Source organism: Cupriavidus sp. FW305-46, from assembly GCF_058787075.1.
Genome location: NZ_JBYSZI010000048.1, coordinates 17,970 through 35,342, shown reverse-complemented (window position 1 = coordinate 35,342; position 17,373 = coordinate 17,970). Strand labels below are relative to the sequence as shown.

Annotated in this window: 19 protein-coding genes; 14 read left to right on the top strand and 5 right to left on the bottom strand. The window is 68.9% G+C overall.

All coding sequences use genetic code 11. From position 1 onward, the window contains the following. Positions 1 to 108: 108 nt before the first annotated feature. The 5 genes from phnC (at position 109) to AC3WON_RS22035 (ending at position 3,906) form a co-directional block, all read left to right on the top strand. A complete protein-coding gene (gene phnC / locus AC3WON_RS22055) occupies positions 109 to 963 on the top strand; it encodes a phosphonate ABC transporter ATP-binding protein (protein WP_492352762.1) in 855 nt (284 codons plus the stop codon). 55 nt (positions 964 to 1,018) lie between these two features. Continuing rightward, positions 1,019 to 2,011: a phosphonate ABC transporter substrate-binding protein gene (gene phnD, locus AC3WON_RS22050; protein ID WP_492317091.1), complete on the top strand. Its 993-nt coding sequence runs from the start codon at positions 1,019 to 1,021 to the stop codon at positions 2,009 to 2,011. An 80-nt stretch (positions 2,012 to 2,091) separates the two neighbouring features. Next, positions 2,092 to 2,904 carry a phosphonate ABC transporter, permease protein PhnE gene (phnE, locus tag AC3WON_RS22045; RefSeq protein WP_013952925.1) on the top strand — a complete coding sequence of 271 codons (813 nt, stop codon included), beginning with the start codon at positions 2,092 to 2,094 and terminating at the stop codon, positions 2,902 to 2,904. 4 nt (positions 2,905 to 2,908) lie between these two features. Then, positions 2,909 to 3,445, top strand: coding sequence for a phosphonate degradation HD-domain oxygenase (locus tag AC3WON_RS22040; RefSeq protein WP_010809362.1), 537 nt, complete (start codon positions 2,909 to 2,911; stop codon positions 3,443 to 3,445). After that, positions 3,442 to 3,906: a GNAT family N-acetyltransferase gene (locus tag AC3WON_RS22035; protein ID WP_492317092.1), complete on the top strand. Its 465-nt coding sequence runs from the start codon at positions 3,442 to 3,444 to the stop codon at positions 3,904 to 3,906. The genes AC3WON_RS22040 and AC3WON_RS22035 overlap by 4 nt, the downstream gene beginning before the upstream one ends. A 41-nt stretch (positions 3,907 to 3,947) precedes the next feature. Here AC3WON_RS22035 and phnN read toward each other — a convergent pair whose 3' ends face one another. The 3 genes from phnN to phnF form a co-directional block, all read right to left on the bottom strand. After that, positions 3,948 to 4,538: a phosphonate metabolism protein/1,5-bisphosphokinase (PRPP-forming) PhnN gene (gene phnN, locus AC3WON_RS22030; protein ID WP_492352761.1), complete on the bottom strand. Its 591-nt coding sequence runs from the start codon at positions 4,536 to 4,538 to the stop codon at positions 3,948 to 3,950. Beyond that, positions 4,535 to 5,260 (bottom strand): DUF1045 domain-containing protein, encoded by a 726-nt coding sequence (locus AC3WON_RS22025; protein ID WP_492317094.1) that lies wholly within the window; start codon positions 5,258 to 5,260, stop codon positions 4,535 to 4,537. The genes phnN and AC3WON_RS22025 overlap by 4 nt, the downstream gene beginning before the upstream one ends. Positions 5,261 to 5,390: 130 nt before the next feature. Continuing rightward, a complete protein-coding gene (phnF, locus tag AC3WON_RS22020; protein ID WP_492352760.1) occupies positions 5,391 to 6,125 on the bottom strand; it encodes a phosphonate metabolism transcriptional regulator PhnF in 735 nt (244 codons plus the stop codon). A gap of 179 nt (positions 6,126 to 6,304) precedes the next feature. Between phnF and phnG the strand changes: the two genes are divergently transcribed. The 7 genes from phnG to AC3WON_RS21985 are packed head-to-tail and all read left to right on the top strand — an operon-like array spanning position 6,305 to position 12,183. Further along, the gene (gene phnG, locus AC3WON_RS22015) at positions 6,305 to 6,790 is read left to right on the top strand and encodes a phosphonate C-P lyase system protein PhnG (RefSeq protein WP_492317096.1); all 486 of its coding nucleotides are present in this window, start codon (positions 6,305 to 6,307) and stop codon (positions 6,788 to 6,790) included. Between the two features lies 1 nt (position 6,791). Continuing rightward, positions 6,792 to 7,409, top strand: coding sequence for a phosphonate C-P lyase system protein PhnH (phnH, locus tag AC3WON_RS22010; RefSeq protein WP_492317097.1), 618 nt, complete (start codon positions 6,792 to 6,794; stop codon positions 7,407 to 7,409). Between the two features lies 1 nt (position 7,410). Then, complete coding sequence (locus tag AC3WON_RS22005) at positions 7,411 to 8,535, top strand: carbon-phosphorus lyase complex subunit (RefSeq protein WP_492317098.1); 1,125 nt, start codon at positions 7,411 to 7,413, stop codon at positions 8,533 to 8,535. Next, positions 8,532 to 9,434 carry an alpha-D-ribose 1-methylphosphonate 5-phosphate C-P-lyase PhnJ gene (locus AC3WON_RS22000; protein WP_492317099.1) on the top strand — a complete coding sequence of 301 codons (903 nt, stop codon included), beginning with the start codon at positions 8,532 to 8,534 and terminating at the stop codon, positions 9,432 to 9,434. Before AC3WON_RS22005 ends, AC3WON_RS22000 begins: the two co-directional genes overlap by 4 nt. Then, complete coding sequence (gene phnK / locus AC3WON_RS21995) at positions 9,431 to 10,207, top strand: phosphonate C-P lyase system protein PhnK (RefSeq protein ID WP_492352759.1); 777 nt, start codon at positions 9,431 to 9,433, stop codon at positions 10,205 to 10,207. The genes AC3WON_RS22000 and phnK overlap by 4 nt, the downstream gene beginning before the upstream one ends. 5 nt (positions 10,208 to 10,212) lie before the next feature. Further along, positions 10,213 to 10,941, top strand: coding sequence for a phosphonate C-P lyase system protein PhnL (gene phnL / locus AC3WON_RS21990; protein WP_492352758.1), 729 nt, complete (start codon positions 10,213 to 10,215; stop codon positions 10,939 to 10,941). Positions 10,942 to 10,965: 24 nt separating this feature from the next. Then, positions 10,966 to 12,183 carry an alpha-D-ribose 1-methylphosphonate 5-triphosphate diphosphatase gene (locus AC3WON_RS21985; protein ID WP_492317102.1) on the top strand — a complete coding sequence of 406 codons (1,218 nt, stop codon included), beginning with the start codon at positions 10,966 to 10,968 and terminating at the stop codon, positions 12,181 to 12,183. A 186-nt stretch (positions 12,184 to 12,369) separates the two neighbouring features. Here the strand turns inward: AC3WON_RS21985 and AC3WON_RS21980 are convergent, their stop codons facing one another. Then, on the bottom strand, positions 12,370 to 13,206 hold the full coding sequence (locus AC3WON_RS21980; protein ID WP_011617123.1) for an IclR family transcriptional regulator: 837 nt from the start codon (positions 13,204 to 13,206) through the stop codon (positions 12,370 to 12,372). Positions 13,207 to 13,387: 181 nt separating this feature from the next. Between AC3WON_RS21980 and AC3WON_RS21975 the strand changes: the two genes are divergently transcribed. Beyond that, positions 13,388 to 14,374, top strand: a complete 987-nt coding sequence (locus AC3WON_RS21975; protein ID WP_492317103.1) for a Bug family tripartite tricarboxylate transporter substrate binding protein — start codon at positions 13,388 to 13,390, stop codon at positions 14,372 to 14,374. A gap of 71 nt (positions 14,375 to 14,445) precedes the next feature. Then, positions 14,446 to 16,788 carry a cytochrome P450/oxidoreductase gene (locus AC3WON_RS21970; protein WP_492352757.1) on the top strand — a complete coding sequence of 781 codons (2,343 nt, stop codon included), beginning with the start codon at positions 14,446 to 14,448 and terminating at the stop codon, positions 16,786 to 16,788. 11 nt (positions 16,789 to 16,799) lie between these two features. Here AC3WON_RS21970 and AC3WON_RS21965 read toward each other — a convergent pair whose 3' ends face one another. Further along, positions 16,800 to 17,306: a GNAT family N-acetyltransferase gene (locus AC3WON_RS21965; protein WP_492317105.1), complete on the bottom strand. Its 507-nt coding sequence runs from the start codon at positions 17,304 to 17,306 to the stop codon at positions 16,800 to 16,802. Positions 17,307 to 17,373 lie beyond the last annotated feature (67 nt).

The following is a 17,373-nucleotide window of genomic DNA, read 5'->3' as shown; positions in this document are numbered from 1 at the left end:
CGCGCCCCCCGGGCGCTGCCACCCGGTTTCAGCCACCTTCCGCTCAAGTCATCGTTCTGTCATCCGCCCCGGCCAGAATGCGCAGGTCATTCACGTCAGGGAGTCGACATGACGCACGCAATTGAAGTCCGCGGGCTTTCCAAATCGTTCCGCGCGGACCGCAAGGCGCTTGACGATGTCACGCTGCACATCGCGCCAGGCGAGATGGTCGCCCTGCTGGGTGCATCGGGATCGGGCAAGTCCACGCTGTTGCGCCACGTGGCCGGATTCATCACGGGCGATGCCGGCGCCGGCGAAATCCTCGTCAACGGCCGCCATGTGCAGCGCAACGGCCGCCTGGCCCGCAACGTGCGCAAGGTGCGTGGCGAGATCGGGTTTGTGTTCCAGCAGTTCAACCTGGTGGGCCGTCTTCCGGTCATCACCAACGTGCTGGTCGGCATGCTGGCCCGCGTGCCCAGGTGGCGCAGCCTGCTGCGCATCTTCAAGGCCGATGAAGTCCAGGGCGGGCTCGATGCGCTTGCGCAAGTTGGTATAGACGACTATGCGTTTCAACGGGCCTCGACGCTGTCGGGCGGCCAGCAGCAGCGCGCCGCCATCGCCCGCACGCTGGTGCAGAACGCCAGCGTGATCCTGGCCGACGAGCCGATCGCCTCGCTCGACCCGGAATCGTCGCGCCGGGTGATGTCGCTGCTCAGGCAGATCAACCGCACGCGCAAGGTCGCGGTGCTGGTGTCGCTGCACCAGGTGGACGTGGCGATGCGCTACTGCCCCCGCGTGGTGGCGCTGCGCCACGGCAAGGTGGTCTATGACGGCCCCTCAGCCGCGCTCACGCCCAGCATGCTGCGCGATCTCTACGGCACCGAAGCCGACGAGCTGCTGCTCGATTCCGTGCCCGACGAAGACGTATCCACTGCGGCCATGCCGGCACCGGCGATGGTCACGATGAACCTGGCGGCCGCCTGAACGGCCGCCTGTCCAGACCGCTTTATCCCAAAACCGCTTCCCACCGGAGTTGTCCATGCTTCGCAGAACCTTTCTCGCCGTCGTGGCTTCGGGCGTGGTCGCCCTGCCCGCCTTCGCGCAGGATGCCAAGAGCCTGAACATCGGCTTTATCTCGACCGAATCGTCGTCGAACCTGAAGTCCGCCTGGCAGCCGCTGATCGACGATCTCAGCAAGACGCTGGGGGTACCCGTCAAGCCCTTCTTTGCGTCCGACTACGCCGGCATCATCGAGGGCATGCGCTTCAACAAGGTGCAGATCGCCTGGTTCGGCAACAAGTCGGCCATGGAGGCCGTGGACCGTGCCAACGGCGAGGTCTTTGCCTCGGTGATCGACAAGGACGGCAACCCGGGCTACTGGTCGGTGCTGATCGTCAACAAGGACAGCGACCTGAAGAGCGTCGAAGACGTGATCAAGCGCGGCAAGGACCTCAGCTACGGCGCCGGCGACCCCAACTCCACCTCGGGCACGGCCGTGCCGGGCTTCTACCTGTGGACCGCCAACAAGGTCGAGCCCAAGACGCTGTTCAAGGCCGTGCGCATCGGCAACCACGAGACCAACCTGCTGTCGGTGCTGAACAAGCAGGTCGATGTGGCGGTGAACAACACCGAGAACATGGAGCGCTATCGCATCAACACCGGCAAGAACGCCTATGACCAGGTGCGGGTGCTGTGGAAGTCGCCGCTGATCCCGGCCGATCCGATGGTCTATCGCAAGGACCTGCCGCCGGAGGTGAAGAAGAAGATCCAGGCCTTCTTCGTCAACTACGGCAAGGGCGCAGACGCCGCGCGTGAAAAGCAGGTGCTGGCCACCCTGACCTACCAGGGCTTCCGCAGCGCCAGCGATGCGCAGCTGGTGCCGATCCGCCAGATCGAACTGGCCCGCGAGAAGGCGAAGATCGAATCGGACACCACCCTGGCCGCTGCCGACAAGGAAAAGCGGCTGGCCGAGGTGACCCGCCGCCTGGCCGAGCTGGACAAGGCCGCCGGCAACGCCACCAGCACGCAATAAGCCCACCCCGACGAGGCCGGCGGCCCCCCGCCGCCGGCCCCGCATCGCTTCCGTTCCCCCGCTTGATTCCGGATTGCCCCATGACTGTCACCGCCAGGCCCGGCCTGCCTCCCACGCCCCGAAGCAACGTGCGCCCGCCGCGCACTTCCCTTGCCGTGATGCTGACCTGGGCAGTCCTGCTGGCCATGCTCGCCCTGTCCTGGCAGGGGGCCGACATGCGCCCGCTGGACCTGTTGCGCGACTCGGACAATATGGCGAAATTTGCCGCCGATTTCTTCCCGCCCGACTTCCGCGACTGGCGGCACTACCTGGACGAGATGCTCGTCACCGTGCAGATCGCGCTGTGGGGCACCGCCCTGGCCGTGGTGATGGCGGTGCCGCTGGGCCTGCTGTGCTCGGCCAATATCGTCCCGGCGTGGGCCTACCAGCCCGCACGCCGCATCATGGACGCTTGCCGCGCCATCAATGAGATGGTGTTCGCCATGCTGTTCATCGTGGCGGTCGGCCTGGGCCCGTTTGCCGGCGTGCTGGCGATCTGGATCCACACCACCGGCGTGCTGGCCAAGCTGTTCGCCGAAGCCGTCGAGGCCATCGACCCGCGCCCGGTGGAAGGCGTGCGCGCCACCGGCGCCGGCCCGATCGAGGAGATCGTCTACGGCGTGATCCCGCAGGTGCTGCCGCTGTGGCTGTCGTTCGCGCTGTACCGCTTCGAGTCCAACGTGCGCTCGGCCTCGGTGGTGGGCATCGTCGGCGCCGGCGGCATCGGCACCGTGCTGTGGGAGATCATCCGCAGCTTCCAGTACGGGCAGACCTGTGCCGTGATGATCATCATCATCCTGTTCGTCTCGGCCATCGACATCATCTCCGCGCAAATCCGCAAGGTACTGGTCTGACATCATGCTGAACCTGTCCCGCATCGAAACGCTGTTTGCCGACCATGGCAACGCCTGGTACGGCGGCGAAGCCATCAGCCAGACCGCGCACGCGCTGCAATGCGCGCAACTGGCCGAGCAGGCCGGCGAGCCCGAGCCGCTGATCGTCGCGGCCCTGCTCCACGACGTTGGCCACCTGCTGCTGGCCGAAAGCACCACCACCGACATGCGCCACCAGGAGGCCGCAGCCGATGCGCTGGCAGAACTGTTCGGTGACGAAGTGACAGAACCCGTGCGGCTGCACGTAGCGGCCAAGCGCTATCTGTGCGCGGCCGATCCGGCGTACTTCGCCACCTTGTCACCGGCTTCAGCGCAAAGCCTGGCGCTGCAAGGCGGACCGTTCGGCGCCGCACAGGCCGAAGCGTTCACCGCCAGCCGCCACGCCGCTGCCGCGGTGCGGCTGCGCCGCTACGACGACCTGGCCAAGGTGGTCGGCCTGGCCACGCCGCGGCTGGCGCACTACCTGGACATGGCCGCGCGTTGCGCGCGGACTGGCGCATGAACACCATCGCTGAAGCCGTGCTTACCCTGCGTGAAGTGCGCGGTTCCGACGCGGAACTGAGGCACCTGTCCGCGCTGCTGGCCGCGATGGACGATGAAGCGCCGCTGCCGCTGGCCACCATGCGCGAGCGCTACGCGACCATGCGCCGCTATCCGGACTACCGCTGCTACATGATGGTGGACGAGGACGAGGTGCCGCTGGGCACCTTCAGCCTGCTGGTATTTCCCGTGATGGTTCACGACGGGCGTCCCGAGGCGATTGTCGAGGCCGTGGTGGTGACGCCGTCCGCGCGCGGCATGGGCGTCGGCAAGGCGATGATGCGCGAAGCGATGCGCCTGGCCCGCGAGGCCGGGGCGGCCAAGCTGGCGCTGTCGTCCAACGCGCGGCGCCTGCAGGCCCACCAGTTCTATCGCCGGCTCGGGTTCACCGAGCACGGCATCAGTTTCAGCATTGAACTCTGATGGCAAGGCCGTGCCGGAGGCCTCGCTTCGGCATGGGTTTATCAGCTCAACGTTGCGCTATCGGAGGTAGCCCCAACCAGCCGCGCGAACGCTTCCGCCGCGGTTTCCAGGGCGCCGCTATTGTCGAACTCGACCAGGCGGCACCCTGCCGGCACGGTGAAGGCCTGCGTCGCGCGCGCCAGGCGCCGGGCAATCGCTTCTTCCGACTCGCGGCCACGCTGGCGCAGCCGCGTGGCCAGCACCTCCGGCCGCACGCGCACATGCACGGCGCACAGCTTCGGGTAGCGCGCCACGGCTTGCGGCAGGTACTCGCGCGAGCCATTGACGATCACCGTCAGGCCCCTGGCCAGCCACTGCTCGATCTCGATGCCGATGCCGTAATGCAGCCCGTGGCTGTGCCAGTCCAGCGCCAGGCAGCCGAGCGCCTGGCGGCGCCGGAATTCATCCGTGGTCAGCGCAACGGAGGCCTCGTTGGCATCGGCCTCGCGGGTGATATAGCGATGCGCGATGACGATGCGGTGGTCCGGCCCGAGGCGCTCGCGCAGCGCGCGCAGCAGCGAGTCCTTGCCGCTGCCGGACGGCCCCATCAGGTAGAACAGGCCGTGTCCGTCGGCCGCGCCATGTGCGTTCATGCGTCCAGGTACGCCGCGCCGGCGCCGTCGGTGGTGCTGCCGTTGAAACCGTAGTGGCGGGCAACGATAAAGTCGTCGCCCGGCGCCGGCTGCACGAATACGCTGATCCCGTCCACATGAAGCGGCGCCTGCAGCAGCTTGCCGCTCGCGGCCCCCAGGCGCTCGAGGGCGGCGCGCTGGCTGGCAGCGTCAAGCATGCCGGTCAGCGTGATATGGAAGACGAAGGTGCCGAACACATACGGGTAGCCCCATTTGTCGAGCATGCGGCGCTCTTCATCGGTCAACTGGTCCGGTTTGCGCCGGCCGAGTTCTTCGGCCGTGGGCGGCGCGCGGAAGCGCTCGAATGCCAGTACGCACGCATCGGCCAGCGCCTGCATCGGTGGCGATCCGCCATCGGCCAGGCACCACGCCACAAAACCCCGCAGCGCACGCAGCGCCAGCGGTGCGTCGAATGCCTCGCGGCTACGCGCGAAGTCCCGTGCGGCGGCGTCGAGCATCGGCCCGTTGCTGCCCTGCACAAGCCGGAACGGCGGCTTCAGCGTGGCATGCAGGCCGTAGTGCGCCGGGGCCTGGACCCATTCGGCGGGCGGCGCCGTCATGCCCGCCGGCGCGGACAGCGCGGCGCCGGTATCGGCGTCGCGGCCGAGCCACTGGCTGCCAAACGTGCGGAATGGATCTGAGGGCGCCAGGTAGATGGCGTAACGGTGCGCTGGCAAGGTCATGCGGCAAGGTTACCAGCGGCGCCTGACGCCCGGCGGCGGCGACTGTGCTGGTTTTGTGGTCTGGACCGCAGACACCTTAGCGCAGGCAGATGACAGCCGGATGTCTAGACCAATGCCGCGGCGCCCCGCCTCAGTCACCGTCGGAAACCGTCAGCTGCACCCAGTCCCCGGCAAACCGCACCACGCTGTACTGCACCGGCGCCCCGTCGATATCGACGTTCAGCGCCTCAACCTGCAGCACCGGGCGCGTCTTCGGCTGGTTCAGCAGGCGCGCCACCGGGGCGCTGGGCATGGCCGCCGTGATGCGCGACCACTTGCGCGTGTAGTCGGCAATGCCGAAATGCGCGAGCGCGCGCGACACCGATTGCCTGGCGCGCAGCACCTCGTCGATGCCCGGGAAGCGCTTGAGGTCGAAGTAGTGCTCGGCAACGTCGATGGTGCGCTCTTCGGCCTTGCCGATCATCTGCACGTGCAGGATCTCGGCCGTGCGCGCAAGGCCCAGTTGCTTTGCCACTTCCGGCGCGCGCACCACCTGGCTGTCGATGATCTCGGTATGCCCGCGCATGCCCTGCGCGGCCAGGTTTTGCGAGAAGCGCGTGCGGCGCCCGATCGCGTAGTCGATCGCATGCTCCTGCACGAAAGTGCCGCGGCCCTGCTCGATCCGCACCAGGCCGCTCAGCTCCAGCTCGCCCATGGCGCGGCGGATGGTGTGGCGGTTGACCGCGAAGCGCGTGGCCAGTTCAGGCTCAGGGGGCAGCTGCTCGCCGGGCAGGTACAGCTTCTTGCGGATGTCGTCCGCCAGCGCCTCGCCAATCTGGCGCCATACCGCCACGCCGGAACCCCGTTCCACTTCTCGATCAGACATCTCGCGCTGCCCTCTTGTCATCAAGCGTTCACCATTGCCATGCGATTGTGCCTCAACCGCGCCGCCATGGCGGGGTGCCCGAGCAATGCCCCGCCCCCGTCATGAAACGTTCATCTGCCTGTGGTCTAGTAGCTGCGTGTTCAAGCAGTGACATCTAAACGTATAGACGTATAGGGGTGATGATGCAAAGCGAAACCGCGCAGGCCCATGCCGCCCGCGCCGCCTGGCTCCGGATCCTGGCGACGGCGCCCACCGACGCGCTCGACGGCGCTTACCAGCGGCTTGGCCAGGCGCAAGCGCTGCCGGCCTACCGGCTGCTGCGCAAGCCGGAGTCCGGCATGGCCATGGTCCGGGCCCGCGCAGGCGGTACCGGTGCCCAGTTCAACCTGGGGGAAATCACGGTCACGCGCTGCGCGGTCGTGCTCGAAGACGGCGCTGCCGGGGCCGCTGCAGGCGTGGCCTATATCCAGGGCCGCAGCGCCCGCCACGCCGAACAGGCCGCGGTGCTGGACGCGCTGCTGCAGCGCCCGGCCTGGCACCAGCGCGTGCAGGAGCTCGTGCTGGCGCCGCTGGCAAGCACGCAGGCGCAGCGCGCCGCACACGCAGCGGCCACCGCCGCCCAGACCCGCGTCGAATTCTTCACCATGGTCCGGGGAGAGGACTGAGATGACTGCCATGCAACCGATCCTGTCCACCCCGGCCGCCTCGCTGCTGCCGGGTTTCAACAACCCGGTCGACGACGCCCAGCTGGTCTTCCGCGCCGCGCTGCAGGCGTTTGCCCATCCGGGCCGGCTGCAGACGCTGCCCGTGGCCAGCGGCCTGCCCGACGGCCTGTCGCCCGCGCTGGCCGCGCTGCTGCTGACGCTGGCCGATCCCGATACCCCGGTCTGGCTGCCTGCCGGCGTGCCGGCCGCGGCGCGCGCGTTCCTGCGCTTCCATTGCGGCTGCCCGCTGACCGACGATCTCCGCGCCGCCGCCTTTGTCTGCGTGCCCGCCGGCTATGCCGTGCCGGCACTGGCGGATTGCGCGCAAGGCGACCCGGCCTTCCCCGACCGCTCGGCCACGCTGCTGGTGGAGGTGGCCTCGCTTGCCGCTGGCGACACCCTCACGCTGCGCGGCCCCGGCATCGAAACCACGCAGGTGCTGCGCGTGGCCGGGCTGCCCGCGGACTTCCGCGCCGGCTGGCGCGCCAACAACGCCGGCTTCCCGCTCGGCGTGGACCTGCTGCTGGCCAGCGGCGACCGATTCTGCGCCCTGACGCGCACCACGCTGGTGGAGGACTGACATGTATGTAGCCGTCAAAGGTGGCGAGCGCGCCATCCTCAATTCCTACCGGATGCTCGATGCCTATCGCCGCGGCGATACCGCGGTGCCGGAACTCACGCTGGCGCAGATCCGCGAACAGATGCCGCTGGCGGTGTCGCGCGTGATGGCCGAGGGCTCGCTGTACGATCCGCACCTGGCCGCGCTGGCCCTGAAACAGGCCGCCGGCGACCAGATCGAGGCGATCTTCCTGCTGCGCGCCTATCGCACAACACTGGCGCGCTTTGGCTATACCCAGCCGGTGGATACGGGTTCGATGCGCCTGCAGCGCCGGATCTCGTCCACGTTCAAGGACGTGCCGGGCGGCCAGGTGCTGGGGCCGACCTACGACTACACCCAGCGCCTGCTGGATTTCACGCTCGAAGCCGGCCGCGACCCCGAGCCGCTGCCGCCCTCGCCCGAACCGCTCGCCGCGAGCATGCCGCGCGTGACCGGCCTGCTGGAAGCGGATGAACTGGTCGAAGCCGACCAGATCCCCGCGGGCGACCCCGCGCCGCCCGACCTGACGCGCGAGCCGCTGACCTTCCCCGCCAGCCGCGCCGCGCGCCTGCAGAACCTGGCGCGCGCCGATGAAGGCTTCCTGCTGTCGATGGGCTATTCCACCCAGCGCGGCTACGGCAACTCGCACCCGTTCGCGGCCGAAATCCGCTATGGCGCGGCCGAGGTCGAACTGTTCGTGGAAGAGCTTGGCTTCGCCGTCACCATCGGCGAGATCGAGCTGACCGAATGCCAGATGGTGAGCCAGTTCGCCGGCAATGCCGACGAAGCCCCGCGTTTCACGCGCGGCTACGGGCTGGTGTTCGGCTACAACGAGCGCAAGGCCATGTCGATGGCGCTGGCCGACCGCGCCATGCGCGCCGAAGAACTGGGCGAGGCCGCCGACGCCCCGGCCAACGATATCGAATTCATGCTGTATCACAGCGACAACGTCGAGGCCTCCGGCTTCGTGCAGCACCTGAAGCTGCCCCACTACGTGGACTTCCAGGCCAACCTGGAACTGCTGCGCCGGCTGCGCGCGGAACAGGATGGCGCCGTGACCGCTACCGTGCAGGCGCAACCGCAGCCGCAAGAGGAGACGCTGGCATGACCACCCCCGACACCACCATGGCCACGGGCATTGCCCGCGACGACCACTACAACTTCGGCTACCTGGACGAGTCGACCAAGCGCATGCTGCGCCGCGCGCTGCTCAAGGCCGTGGCGATTCCCGGCTACCAGGTGCCCTTCGGCAGCCGCGAAATGCCGCTGCCCTACGGCTGGGGCACGGGCGGCATCCAGGTGACGGCCGCCATCATCGGCAAGGATGACGTGCTCAAGGTGATCGACCAGGGCTCGGACGACACCACCAACGCCATCAATATCCGCCGCTTCTTCGGCCGCGTCACCGGCGTGCAGACCACCGAGCGCACCGCCGAGGCCAGCATCATCCAGACCCGTCACCGGATTCCGGAAACGCCGTTGCGCGCGGGCCAGACCCTGGTGTTCCAGGTGCCCATCCCCGAGCCGCTGCGCTGGCTGGAGCCGAGCGAGGGCGAGACCCGCACCATGCATGCACTGGCCGAGTACGGCGCAATGCACGTCAAGCTGTATGAGGACATCGCCCATCACGGCCATATCGCCACCACCTACGACTACCCCGTGATCGTCAACCAGCGCTACATGATGCGGCCGTCGCCGATCCCCAAGTTCGACAATCCCAAGCTCGACCGCAGCCCCGCGCTGATGCTGTTCGGCGCCGGGCGCGAGAAGCGCGTCTATGCCGTGCCGCCGTACACCGCGGTCAAGAGCCTGGACTTCGCCGACCATCCCTTCACGGTGGAAAAGTGGTCCAGCTGCTGCGCCCAGTGCGGCGCCACCGACAGCTACCTGGACGAGATCATCACCGACGACGCCGGCACGCGCCTGTTCGTGTGCTCCGACACCGAATACTGCGCCGACCGCCAGGCGGCCCAGGCCGTCAAGGCCGCTGCCGGAGGTGCCCGATGAGCGCCACCCCGCTGCTGTCGGTGCGCGGCCTGACGCGCACCTGGGACGGCCTGCACGGCTGCCATGACGTCAGCTTCGACCTGTACCCGGGCGAGGTGCTGTGCGTGGTGGGCGAATCGGGCTCCGGCAAGAGCACGCTGCTGCAGGCCTTGTCGATGCAGGCGCCGGCACAGCGCGGCAGCGTCAGCTACGACATGCGCGAGTCCGGCCTGACCGACCTGGCCACGCTGTCCAGCGCGCGCTTGCGGCTGCTGGCCCGCACCGACTGGGGCTTCGTACGCCAGCATGCGCGCGACGGCCTGCGCATGCAGGTCAGCGCCGGCGCCAATATCGCCGAGCGCCTGATGGCCGTGGGCGAGCGCCACTACGGCAACCTGCGCGAAGTCGCCGCCACCTGGCTCGAGAAGATGGAGATCGACCTGGCCCGGCTGGACGACGTGCCCGGCACCTTCTCCGGCGGCATGCAGCAGCGTTTGCAGATCGCGCGCAACCTGGTCACGCACCCGCGCCTGGTGTTCATGGACGAGCCCACCGCATCGCTTGACGTGTCGGTGCAGGCCCGCCTGCTAGACCTGCTGCGCCGCCTGGTGGCGGACCTTGGCCTCGCCGCCGTGCTGGTCACGCACGACCTGGCCGTGGCGCGCCTGCTGGCGCACCGCACACTGGTCATGCAAGGCGGCCGCGTGGTGGAGCAAGGCCTGACCGACCAGATCCTCGATGACCCGCAGCACCCGTATACGCAGTTGCTGGTCTCTTCCATCCTGCAGGGCTGACGACGATGCACGCAGAACACCACCCACAGAAACTGGTCGAGGTTCGCGGCCTCGGCAAGATGTTTACGCTGCACAACCAGGGCGGCATCCGCCTGCCGGTGCTGCGCGCGATGGATTTCGATGCCGCCCGCGGCGAATGCCTGGTGCTGTCCGGGCCCTCGGGCACCGGCAAGAGCACGCTGCTGCGCTGCCTGTACGGCAACTACCTGGCCACCGTAGGCAGCATCCGCCTGCGCGATACCAGCGCCGAAGACGAGCCGTGGGTCGAGCTGACCCACGCCCCCGAACAACGCGTGCTGAAGCTGCGCCGCGACGTGATCGGCTATGTCAGCCAGTTCCTGCGCGCGATTCCGCGCGTCGGCGCGCTCGACGTGGTGGCCGATCCGCTGCAGCAGCGCGGCGCCAGCCATGAGGAAGCCCGTGCCCGCGCGGCAGAACTGCTGGCACGGCTGAACCTGCCGCGCCGGCTGTGGGACCTGCCGCCGGCCACCTTCTCCGGCGGCGAGCAGCAGCGCGTGAACATCGCGCGCGGCCTGATCGGCGGCCATCCGATCCTGCTGCTGGACGAGCCCACCGCCTCGCTGGACGCCGACAACCGCGCCGTGGTGGTCGAGCTGATCCGCGAGGCCCTGGCCGAAGGCCGCGCGCTGATCGGCATCTTCCACGATGAAGCCGTGCGCGATGCCGTGGCCACGCGCCTGCTGCCGCTGCAACCCGCTAGCGCCCTCGCCTGATTTGATCCCAGAACGGAGCCGGACATGTCTGCTACCTACCTGACGCACGCCACCCTGGTGCTGCCGGACCGCGTGCTGCACGACAGCGCGCTGCTGATCGAGGATGGCCGCATCGCCGCCATCGAACCGGCACCCGCAGCGGTCCCCGCCCATGCCGCCGTGATCGACCTGCATGGCCACACGGTGATGCCGGGCCTGGTCGACGTGCATTGCGACGCCATCGAGAAGGAAGTCGAACCGCGCGCCAGCGTGCTGTTCCCGCTGGACTTTGCCGTGGCCCAGGTGGACCGCCGCAACGCCGCGGCCGGCATCACCACGCCGTACCACGCGCTGTCGTTCGCGGGCAACCAGTTCGGCGTGCGCAATGTCGACACCGCGGCCACGCTGGTGCGCACCCTGGCCGCGTATCGCCGCCACAGCCTGGTCGACAACCGCATCCATTGCCGCTACGAAGTCACCGATTCCAGCGCCGTGCCGGTGCTGGAAGCGCTGATGGCCGAGGGCGTGGTCGACCTGCTGTCCGTGATGGACCACTCGCCGGGCCAGGGCCAGTTCAAGACCATGGATGCCTACCTGGCCTACATGATGGGCAACCACGGCATGAGCCGCGAGCAAGCCGCCGATGCGGCCGACAAGAAGGCCGCCGCGCTGGAAGGCGCGCATGAGCGCGTCAACCGGCTGGTGGCCGGCGCGCATGCGCTGGGCATCCCCACCGCCAGCCATGACGACGATTCTCCGCAGCGCATCGCCGCCATGCGCGCGCTGGGCGTGCGCATGAGCGAGTTCCCGATCAACCTGGAAACCGCGCAAGCCGCGTGCGCCCAGGCGCTGCCGACCATCCTGGGCGCGCCCAACGTGCTGCGCGGCAAGAGCCAGAGCGGCTCGATGCGCGCCATCGACGCCATTCACGCCGGCGTGGGCACCATCCTGTGCTCGGACTACCAGCCGTCCACGCTGATCGCCGCCGCGTATGCCGCCGCGCGCCTGGCCGACCTGCCGCTGAACCAGGCGCTGGCGCTGGTCACCGCCAATCCGGCCGACGCCTGCCTGCTGGACGACCGCGGGCGCCTGGCGCCGGGGCTGCGCGCGGACGTGATCGCCGTGTCCGGCGTGGCAGGCCAGCCGATGGTCACGCATACCTGGTCTGGCGGGCGGCTGGTGTTTGCGGCGGGGTATCCGTCGGTGCGGCACGTTGGCGATGCCGCCTTGCTGCGCGAAACCGCGCTGCGCGAGGTGGCATAAGGAGGATTGGCCGGGATTCGTAAAATTCCGCTGCGCCTCCGCCAGACTGCTGATTTGAACAGGAAATCGAGCGCAATCTCGATCAGCGCTTGGACGAGCCAGCGCCGGTCAGTCCGGCAACACAGTAGCGCTGGCTACGGCCGTTCGCTGCTGGCCGATGGCGGCTTCACCGGCTGAGCGATCGGATCAGGCCCCGGGGTTGAACCCCAACGCCGTGCTGACCGCGCGCGCCTCGCGCCGCACGGCGCTGCCGATGGGCCCGTCGATGGCGGGATCAAAGCCGCCGGTGGCGCCCAGCGCCGTCAGCACCGCGCAGACGCGCCCGGTGTAGTCGCGCACCGGCGCCGCCACGGCGCTGATGCCGGTCAGGTTGGTGTCGCGCACCCAGGCGCAGTCGTCGGCCTGCACCGCGCGGCGCAGCGCGCCGATGGGGTCTTTGCCATCGAGCAGCGCCAGCCGCGCCGGACTTGCCGCGGCCAGTTCCTCCTCGGCCTGGGCATGCACGCGCTTTTCATCGAGCAGGCCCAGGAACACGCGCCCGGTGGCCGACCACAGCAATGGCATCACCGAGCCCGCGCGCACGTTCACCGTCACCGGCAAACCCGGTTCCTCAAAGCGCATGATGGTCGGCCCCTTGTTGCCCATCACCGCGACAAAGCAGGTCACCTCCAGCGCTTCACGCAGGCGTACCAACGAGGCTTCGGCCAGCCGGATCGGGTCGGCCTGGCGCATCGCCGCCATGCCGATCTGCAGCGCCTCGAAGCCCAGGTGGTATTGCTGCGTGCCCGTCTCCTGCGCCACCAGCCCCTCTTCCACCAGGCTGACCAGGTAGCGGTGCACCTTGGCCGGGCTTTCGTCGATATGCGCGGCCAGCGCGGTCAGGCTGGCGCGTCCGCCCAGCCGGGCCAGTCCCTTGAGCACGGCCATGCCGGTGACCGCCGATTGCACGCGCTGGCGGCGTTCGCGCGTGCGGGGCGCGTCGGCGGGTTCGATCGGAGGTTGGGCAGCTTTCGGTCGGGGCATGGCGGGAAGATCCGGCAAACGGTGAGCGGTCATCACATGGAAGGCGGATCAAGCCATGCGGCCGCCGCAGGACAGTTCAAGGTTAACCCGCATTCAATCATTACGCAATGCGTATATGATTTACGCAAAATAGAAACACCGGTGCCGTACACCGGGCTGACCAACAAGGAGACAAGCCCCCATGCCCCGCCTCAACTTCAAGCGCCTGGCCATTGGCGCGCTGGCCCTGCCGATGCTGGCCGCCGCCCCCGCGCACGCCGCCGACGCCTACCCTGCCAAGCCGATCCGCTGGATCGTCCCCTACGCCGCCGGCGGCGGCTCGGACTTCCTGGCGCGCACCATCGGCCAGGGGCTGTCGGCCAAGGTCGGCCAGCCGGTGGTGGTGGACAACAAGCCGGGCGGCAATACCGCCATCGGCGCGGCCGAGACGGCGCGCTCGGCCGCCGACGGCTATACCGTGCTGTCGGCTGACAACGGCACGCTGGTGTTCAACCCGGTGCTGTACAAATCGCTCTCCTACAACCCTGGCAAGGACCTGGCTCCGGTGACGCTGCTGGGCCGCTTCCCGATGATCCTGGTGGTGGGCGCGACCAGCCCGGTCAAGAGCGCCAAGGAATTCATCGCCCAGACCAAGGCCACCCAGGGCGGCATCAACTACGGCTCGGCCGGCGCGGGCAGCCCGCACCACCTGGCGATGGAGCTGCTGAAGGTGGAAGCCGGCCTGTCGATGACGCATGCCCCCTACCGCGGCGCCGCGCCGGCGCTGTCGGACGTGGCCGCCGGGCAGGTGGTGGCGATGATGGTGGACTACGCCGCCGGCGCCGGCTTTATCAAGGGCGGCAAGGTCCGGCCGCTGGCGGTGGCCAATGCCACCCGGCTGCCGCAGCTGCCCGACGTGCCGACCTTTGCCGAACTGGGCTACCCGCGCGTGGAAGCTGCCGCGCTGGTGGGCATGGTGGTGCCGGCCGGCACGCCGCCGGAGGTGGTCAACACGCTGAACAAGGATGTGGTCGCGGCAATCCGCGAGCCCGCTGTCAACAAGCGGCTGGTGGACTTCGGCGTGGAGCCGGTCGGCAACTCGCCGGCTCAGTTCAGCGAGCTGCTGCGCAGCGAGTCCACCCGCTGGACCAAGCTGATCCGCGACCTGAAGATCACGCTGGACAACTGAGCCCGGCCGCAACACCGAATGGCCGTCCGGCCCTGACCGGACGGCCCTGTTTTTCGCCAGGAGTACGCAGTATGGCCAACCCCTCCCCCAGCGCCGCGCGCAGCGGCTGCCCGATCGACCACAGCGCCTTGACCGCGCCCAACGGCTGCCCGGTCAGCCACAACGCGGCGCAATTCGATCCCTTCGGCGACGGCTACCAGCAGGACCCGCCCGAATACGTGCGCTGGTCGCGCGAGCAGGAGCCGGTGTTCTACAGCCCCAGGCTGGGCTACTGGGTGGTCACGCGCTATGAGGACATCAAGGCGATCTTCCGTGACAACCTGACCTTCAGCCCGTCGATCGCGCTGGAGAAGATCACGCCCACCGGCGACGAGGCCAATGCCGTGCTGGCCTCCTATGGCTATGCCATGAACCGCACGCTGGTCAACGAGGACGAGCCCGCCCACATGCCGCGCCGGCGCGCGCTGATGGCGCCCTTCACGCCCGCGGAACTGGCGCACCATGAGCCACTGGTGCGCCGCCTGGCACGCGAGTATGTCGACCGCTTTATCGACGATGGCCGCGCCGACCTGGTCGACCAGATGCTGTGGGAAGTGCCGCTGACCGTGGCCCTGCATTTCCTGGGCGTGCCCGAAGAGGACATGGACCTGCTGCGCCAGTACTCCATCGCCCATACCGTCAACACCTGGGGCCGGCCAAAGCCGGAGGAACAGGTGGCGGTGGCGCATGCCGTGGGCAACTTCTGGCAGCTGGCGGGCCGCATCCTGGACAAGATGCGCGAGGACCCGTCCGGCCCGGGCTGGATGCAGTACGGCCTGCGCAAGCAGAAAGAACTACCCGATGTCGTCACCGACTCCTACCTGCATTCGATGATGATGGCCGGCATCGTCGCCGCGCACGAGACCACCGCCAATGCCTCGGCCAATGCCATCAAGCTGCTGCTGCAGCATCCGGATGCATGGCGCGAGATCTGCGACGATCCATCGCTGATCCCCAACGCGGTGGAAGAATGCCTGCGCCACAACGGCTCCGTCGCCGCATGGCGGCGGCTGGTGACGCGCGACGCCGAGGTCGGCGGCATCCGCCTGCCGGCGGGCAGCAAGCTGCTGATCGTCACGTCCTCGGCCAACCATGACGAGCGCCATTTTGCCGATGCCGACCTGTTCGACATCCGCCGCGACAACGCCAGCGAGCAGCTGACCTTTGGCTACGGCTCGCACCAGTGCATGGGCAAGAACCTGGCGCGCATGGAGATGCAGGTCTTCCTGGAGGAACTGACACGCCGGCTGCCGCATATGCGCCTGGCCGGGCAGACCTTCACCTACGTGCCCAACACCTCGTTCCGCGGCCCCGAGCACCTGCTGGTGGAATGGAACCCCGCGCAGAACCCCGAGCGCCGCGACCCGGCCCTGCTCGAGGTGCACCAGCCGGTGCGCATCGGCGAGCCGTCCGCGCACACCATCGCCCGCACGGTGGTGGTCGAGCGCGTCACGCCCGCCGCCGACGGCGTGGTCCGGCTGCGGCTGGCGGCGCCTGACGGCAAGCCACTGCCGCGCTGGGCCCCGGGCTCGCATATCGACGTGGAATGCGGCGATACCGGGCTGTCGCGCCAATATTCGCTGTGCGGCGATCCGGACGACGCCGCGGCGCTTGAGATTGCCGTGCTGCGCGACCCCGACAGCCGCGGCGGCTCGGCCTGGGTGCATGGCAGCGTCCAGGCCGGCGACCGCCTGCGCATCCGCGGGCCGCGCAACCACTTCCGCTTCGATGAAAGCTGCGGGCGCGCCATCTTTATCGCCGGCGGCATCGGCATCACGCCGGTCAGCGCGATGGCGCGGCGCGCCCGTGCGCTTGGCATCGACTACGAATTCCACTACTGCGGCCGTTCGCGCCAGGCCATGGCGATGCTGGATGAACTGCAGGCCCTGCACGGTGCACGGCTGCACATCCATGCCAGCGATGAAGGCCAGCGCGCCGACTTCGGCAAGCTGCTGGCGCGGCCGGACCCGCGCACCCAGATCTACGCCTGCGGCCCGCAGCGCATGCTGGATGCGCTGGCCGGGTGCTGCGCGGCGTGGCCGGAAGATGCGCTGCGCGTGGAGCACTTCGTATCGAAGCTGGGCACGCTGGATGCGTCGAAGGAACTGCCGTTCACCGTCGAGCTGAAGGACTCCGGCCTGGTCATGGAAGTCCCGGCCGGCCAGACCCTGCTGAGCGCGCTGCGCGGCGCCAATATCGACGTGCAGAGCGATTGCGAGGAAGGCCTGTGCGGGTCCTGCGAGGTGCGCGTGCTGGCCGGCCAGGTCGACCATCGCGACGTGGTGCTCACGCGCAGCGAGCGCGAGGCCAACCAGCGCATGATGGCGTGCTGCTCGCGCGCCTGCGGCGGCGGCCGCCTGGTGCTGGAGCTCTGAGCGCCCGCCCGTCAGGCGGTGGCGTTGAAGGCGTCGTGGTATTGCACGCTGCCCGCCGGATAGCCGCCGTCGAACGCCAGTGCCTGGAAGTACTCGGGCGGCACGCCGTCCAGCACCAGCCCGGGCCGAACGGCAAAGCCGAAGCGGCCGTAGTAGCCGGGATCGCCCAGCACCACGCAGCCGGCGGCGCCAAGGCGGCGCAGCTGGTCCAGCGACGCGCGCATCAGTTGCGAGCCGATGCCCTGCCCCTGCAGGTCCGGCGCCACCGAGATCGGGCCCAGTCCGTACCAGCCGGTCGCGCCGGATGAGACCGTAACCGGCGAAATCGCCACGTGTCCCACCAGCTCATCGCCTGCCTGTGCCACCAGCGACACCGTCAGCTGGCCGGCGCGGCGCAGCGCATTGACCACGAACGCCTCGGTGTGGCTGGTATGCGGCGCCGTCAGGAAGGCGGCGGTGGTCAGCCGGGCGATGGCGTCGGCGTCGGACGGCGACTCTGGGCGGATCTGCACGGACATGGCGGGACTCGGACTTCGATCAGGTCTTGGGAACCCGAATTCTACGCTCCCCTTCACTGGCATGCCG

Excerpts from the sequence above, each read along its gene's own strand:
- phnC (WP_492352762.1), top strand. The coding sequence starts at position 109 with ATGACGCACGCAATTGAAGTCCGCGGGCTTTCCAAATCGTTCCGCGCG.
- phnD (WP_492317091.1), top strand. The coding sequence starts at position 1,019 with ATGCTTCGCAGAACCTTTCTCGCCGTCGTGGCTTCGGGCGTGGTCGCC.
- phnE (WP_013952925.1), top strand. The coding sequence starts at position 2,092 with ATGACTGTCACCGCCAGGCCCGGCCTGCCTCCCACGCCCCGAAGCAAC.
- AC3WON_RS22040 (WP_010809362.1), top strand. The coding sequence starts at position 2,909 with ATGCTGAACCTGTCCCGCATCGAAACGCTGTTTGCCGACCATGGCAAC.
- AC3WON_RS22035 (WP_492317092.1), top strand. The coding sequence starts at position 3,442 with ATGAACACCATCGCTGAAGCCGTGCTTACCCTGCGTGAAGTGCGCGGT.
- phnN (WP_492352761.1), bottom strand. The coding sequence starts at position 4,538 with ATGAACGCACATGGCGCGGCCGACGGACACGGCCTGTTCTACCTGATG.
- AC3WON_RS22025 (WP_492317094.1), bottom strand. The coding sequence starts at position 5,260 with ATGACCTTGCCAGCGCACCGTTACGCCATCTACCTGGCGCCCTCAGAT.
- phnF (WP_492352760.1), bottom strand. The coding sequence starts at position 6,125 with ATGTCTGATCGAGAAGTGGAACGGGGTTCCGGCGTGGCGGTATGGCGC.
- phnG (WP_492317096.1), top strand. The coding sequence starts at position 6,305 with ATGATGCAAAGCGAAACCGCGCAGGCCCATGCCGCCCGCGCCGCCTGG.
- phnH (WP_492317097.1), top strand. The coding sequence starts at position 6,792 with ATGACTGCCATGCAACCGATCCTGTCCACCCCGGCCGCCTCGCTGCTG.
- AC3WON_RS22005 (WP_492317098.1), top strand. The coding sequence starts at position 7,411 with ATGTATGTAGCCGTCAAAGGTGGCGAGCGCGCCATCCTCAATTCCTAC.
- AC3WON_RS22000 (WP_492317099.1), top strand. The coding sequence starts at position 8,532 with ATGACCACCCCCGACACCACCATGGCCACGGGCATTGCCCGCGACGAC.
- phnK (WP_492352759.1), top strand. The coding sequence starts at position 9,431 with ATGAGCGCCACCCCGCTGCTGTCGGTGCGCGGCCTGACGCGCACCTGG.
- phnL (WP_492352758.1), top strand. The coding sequence starts at position 10,213 with ATGCACGCAGAACACCACCCACAGAAACTGGTCGAGGTTCGCGGCCTC.
- AC3WON_RS21985 (WP_492317102.1), top strand. The coding sequence starts at position 10,966 with ATGTCTGCTACCTACCTGACGCACGCCACCCTGGTGCTGCCGGACCGC.
- AC3WON_RS21980 (WP_011617123.1), bottom strand. The coding sequence starts at position 13,206 with ATGCCCCGACCGAAAGCTGCCCAACCTCCGATCGAACCCGCCGACGCG.
- AC3WON_RS21975 (WP_492317103.1), top strand. The coding sequence starts at position 13,388 with ATGCCCCGCCTCAACTTCAAGCGCCTGGCCATTGGCGCGCTGGCCCTG.
- AC3WON_RS21970 (WP_492352757.1), top strand. The coding sequence starts at position 14,446 with ATGGCCAACCCCTCCCCCAGCGCCGCGCGCAGCGGCTGCCCGATCGAC.
- AC3WON_RS21965 (WP_492317105.1), bottom strand. The coding sequence starts at position 17,306 with ATGTCCGTGCAGATCCGCCCAGAGTCGCCGTCCGACGCCGACGCCATC.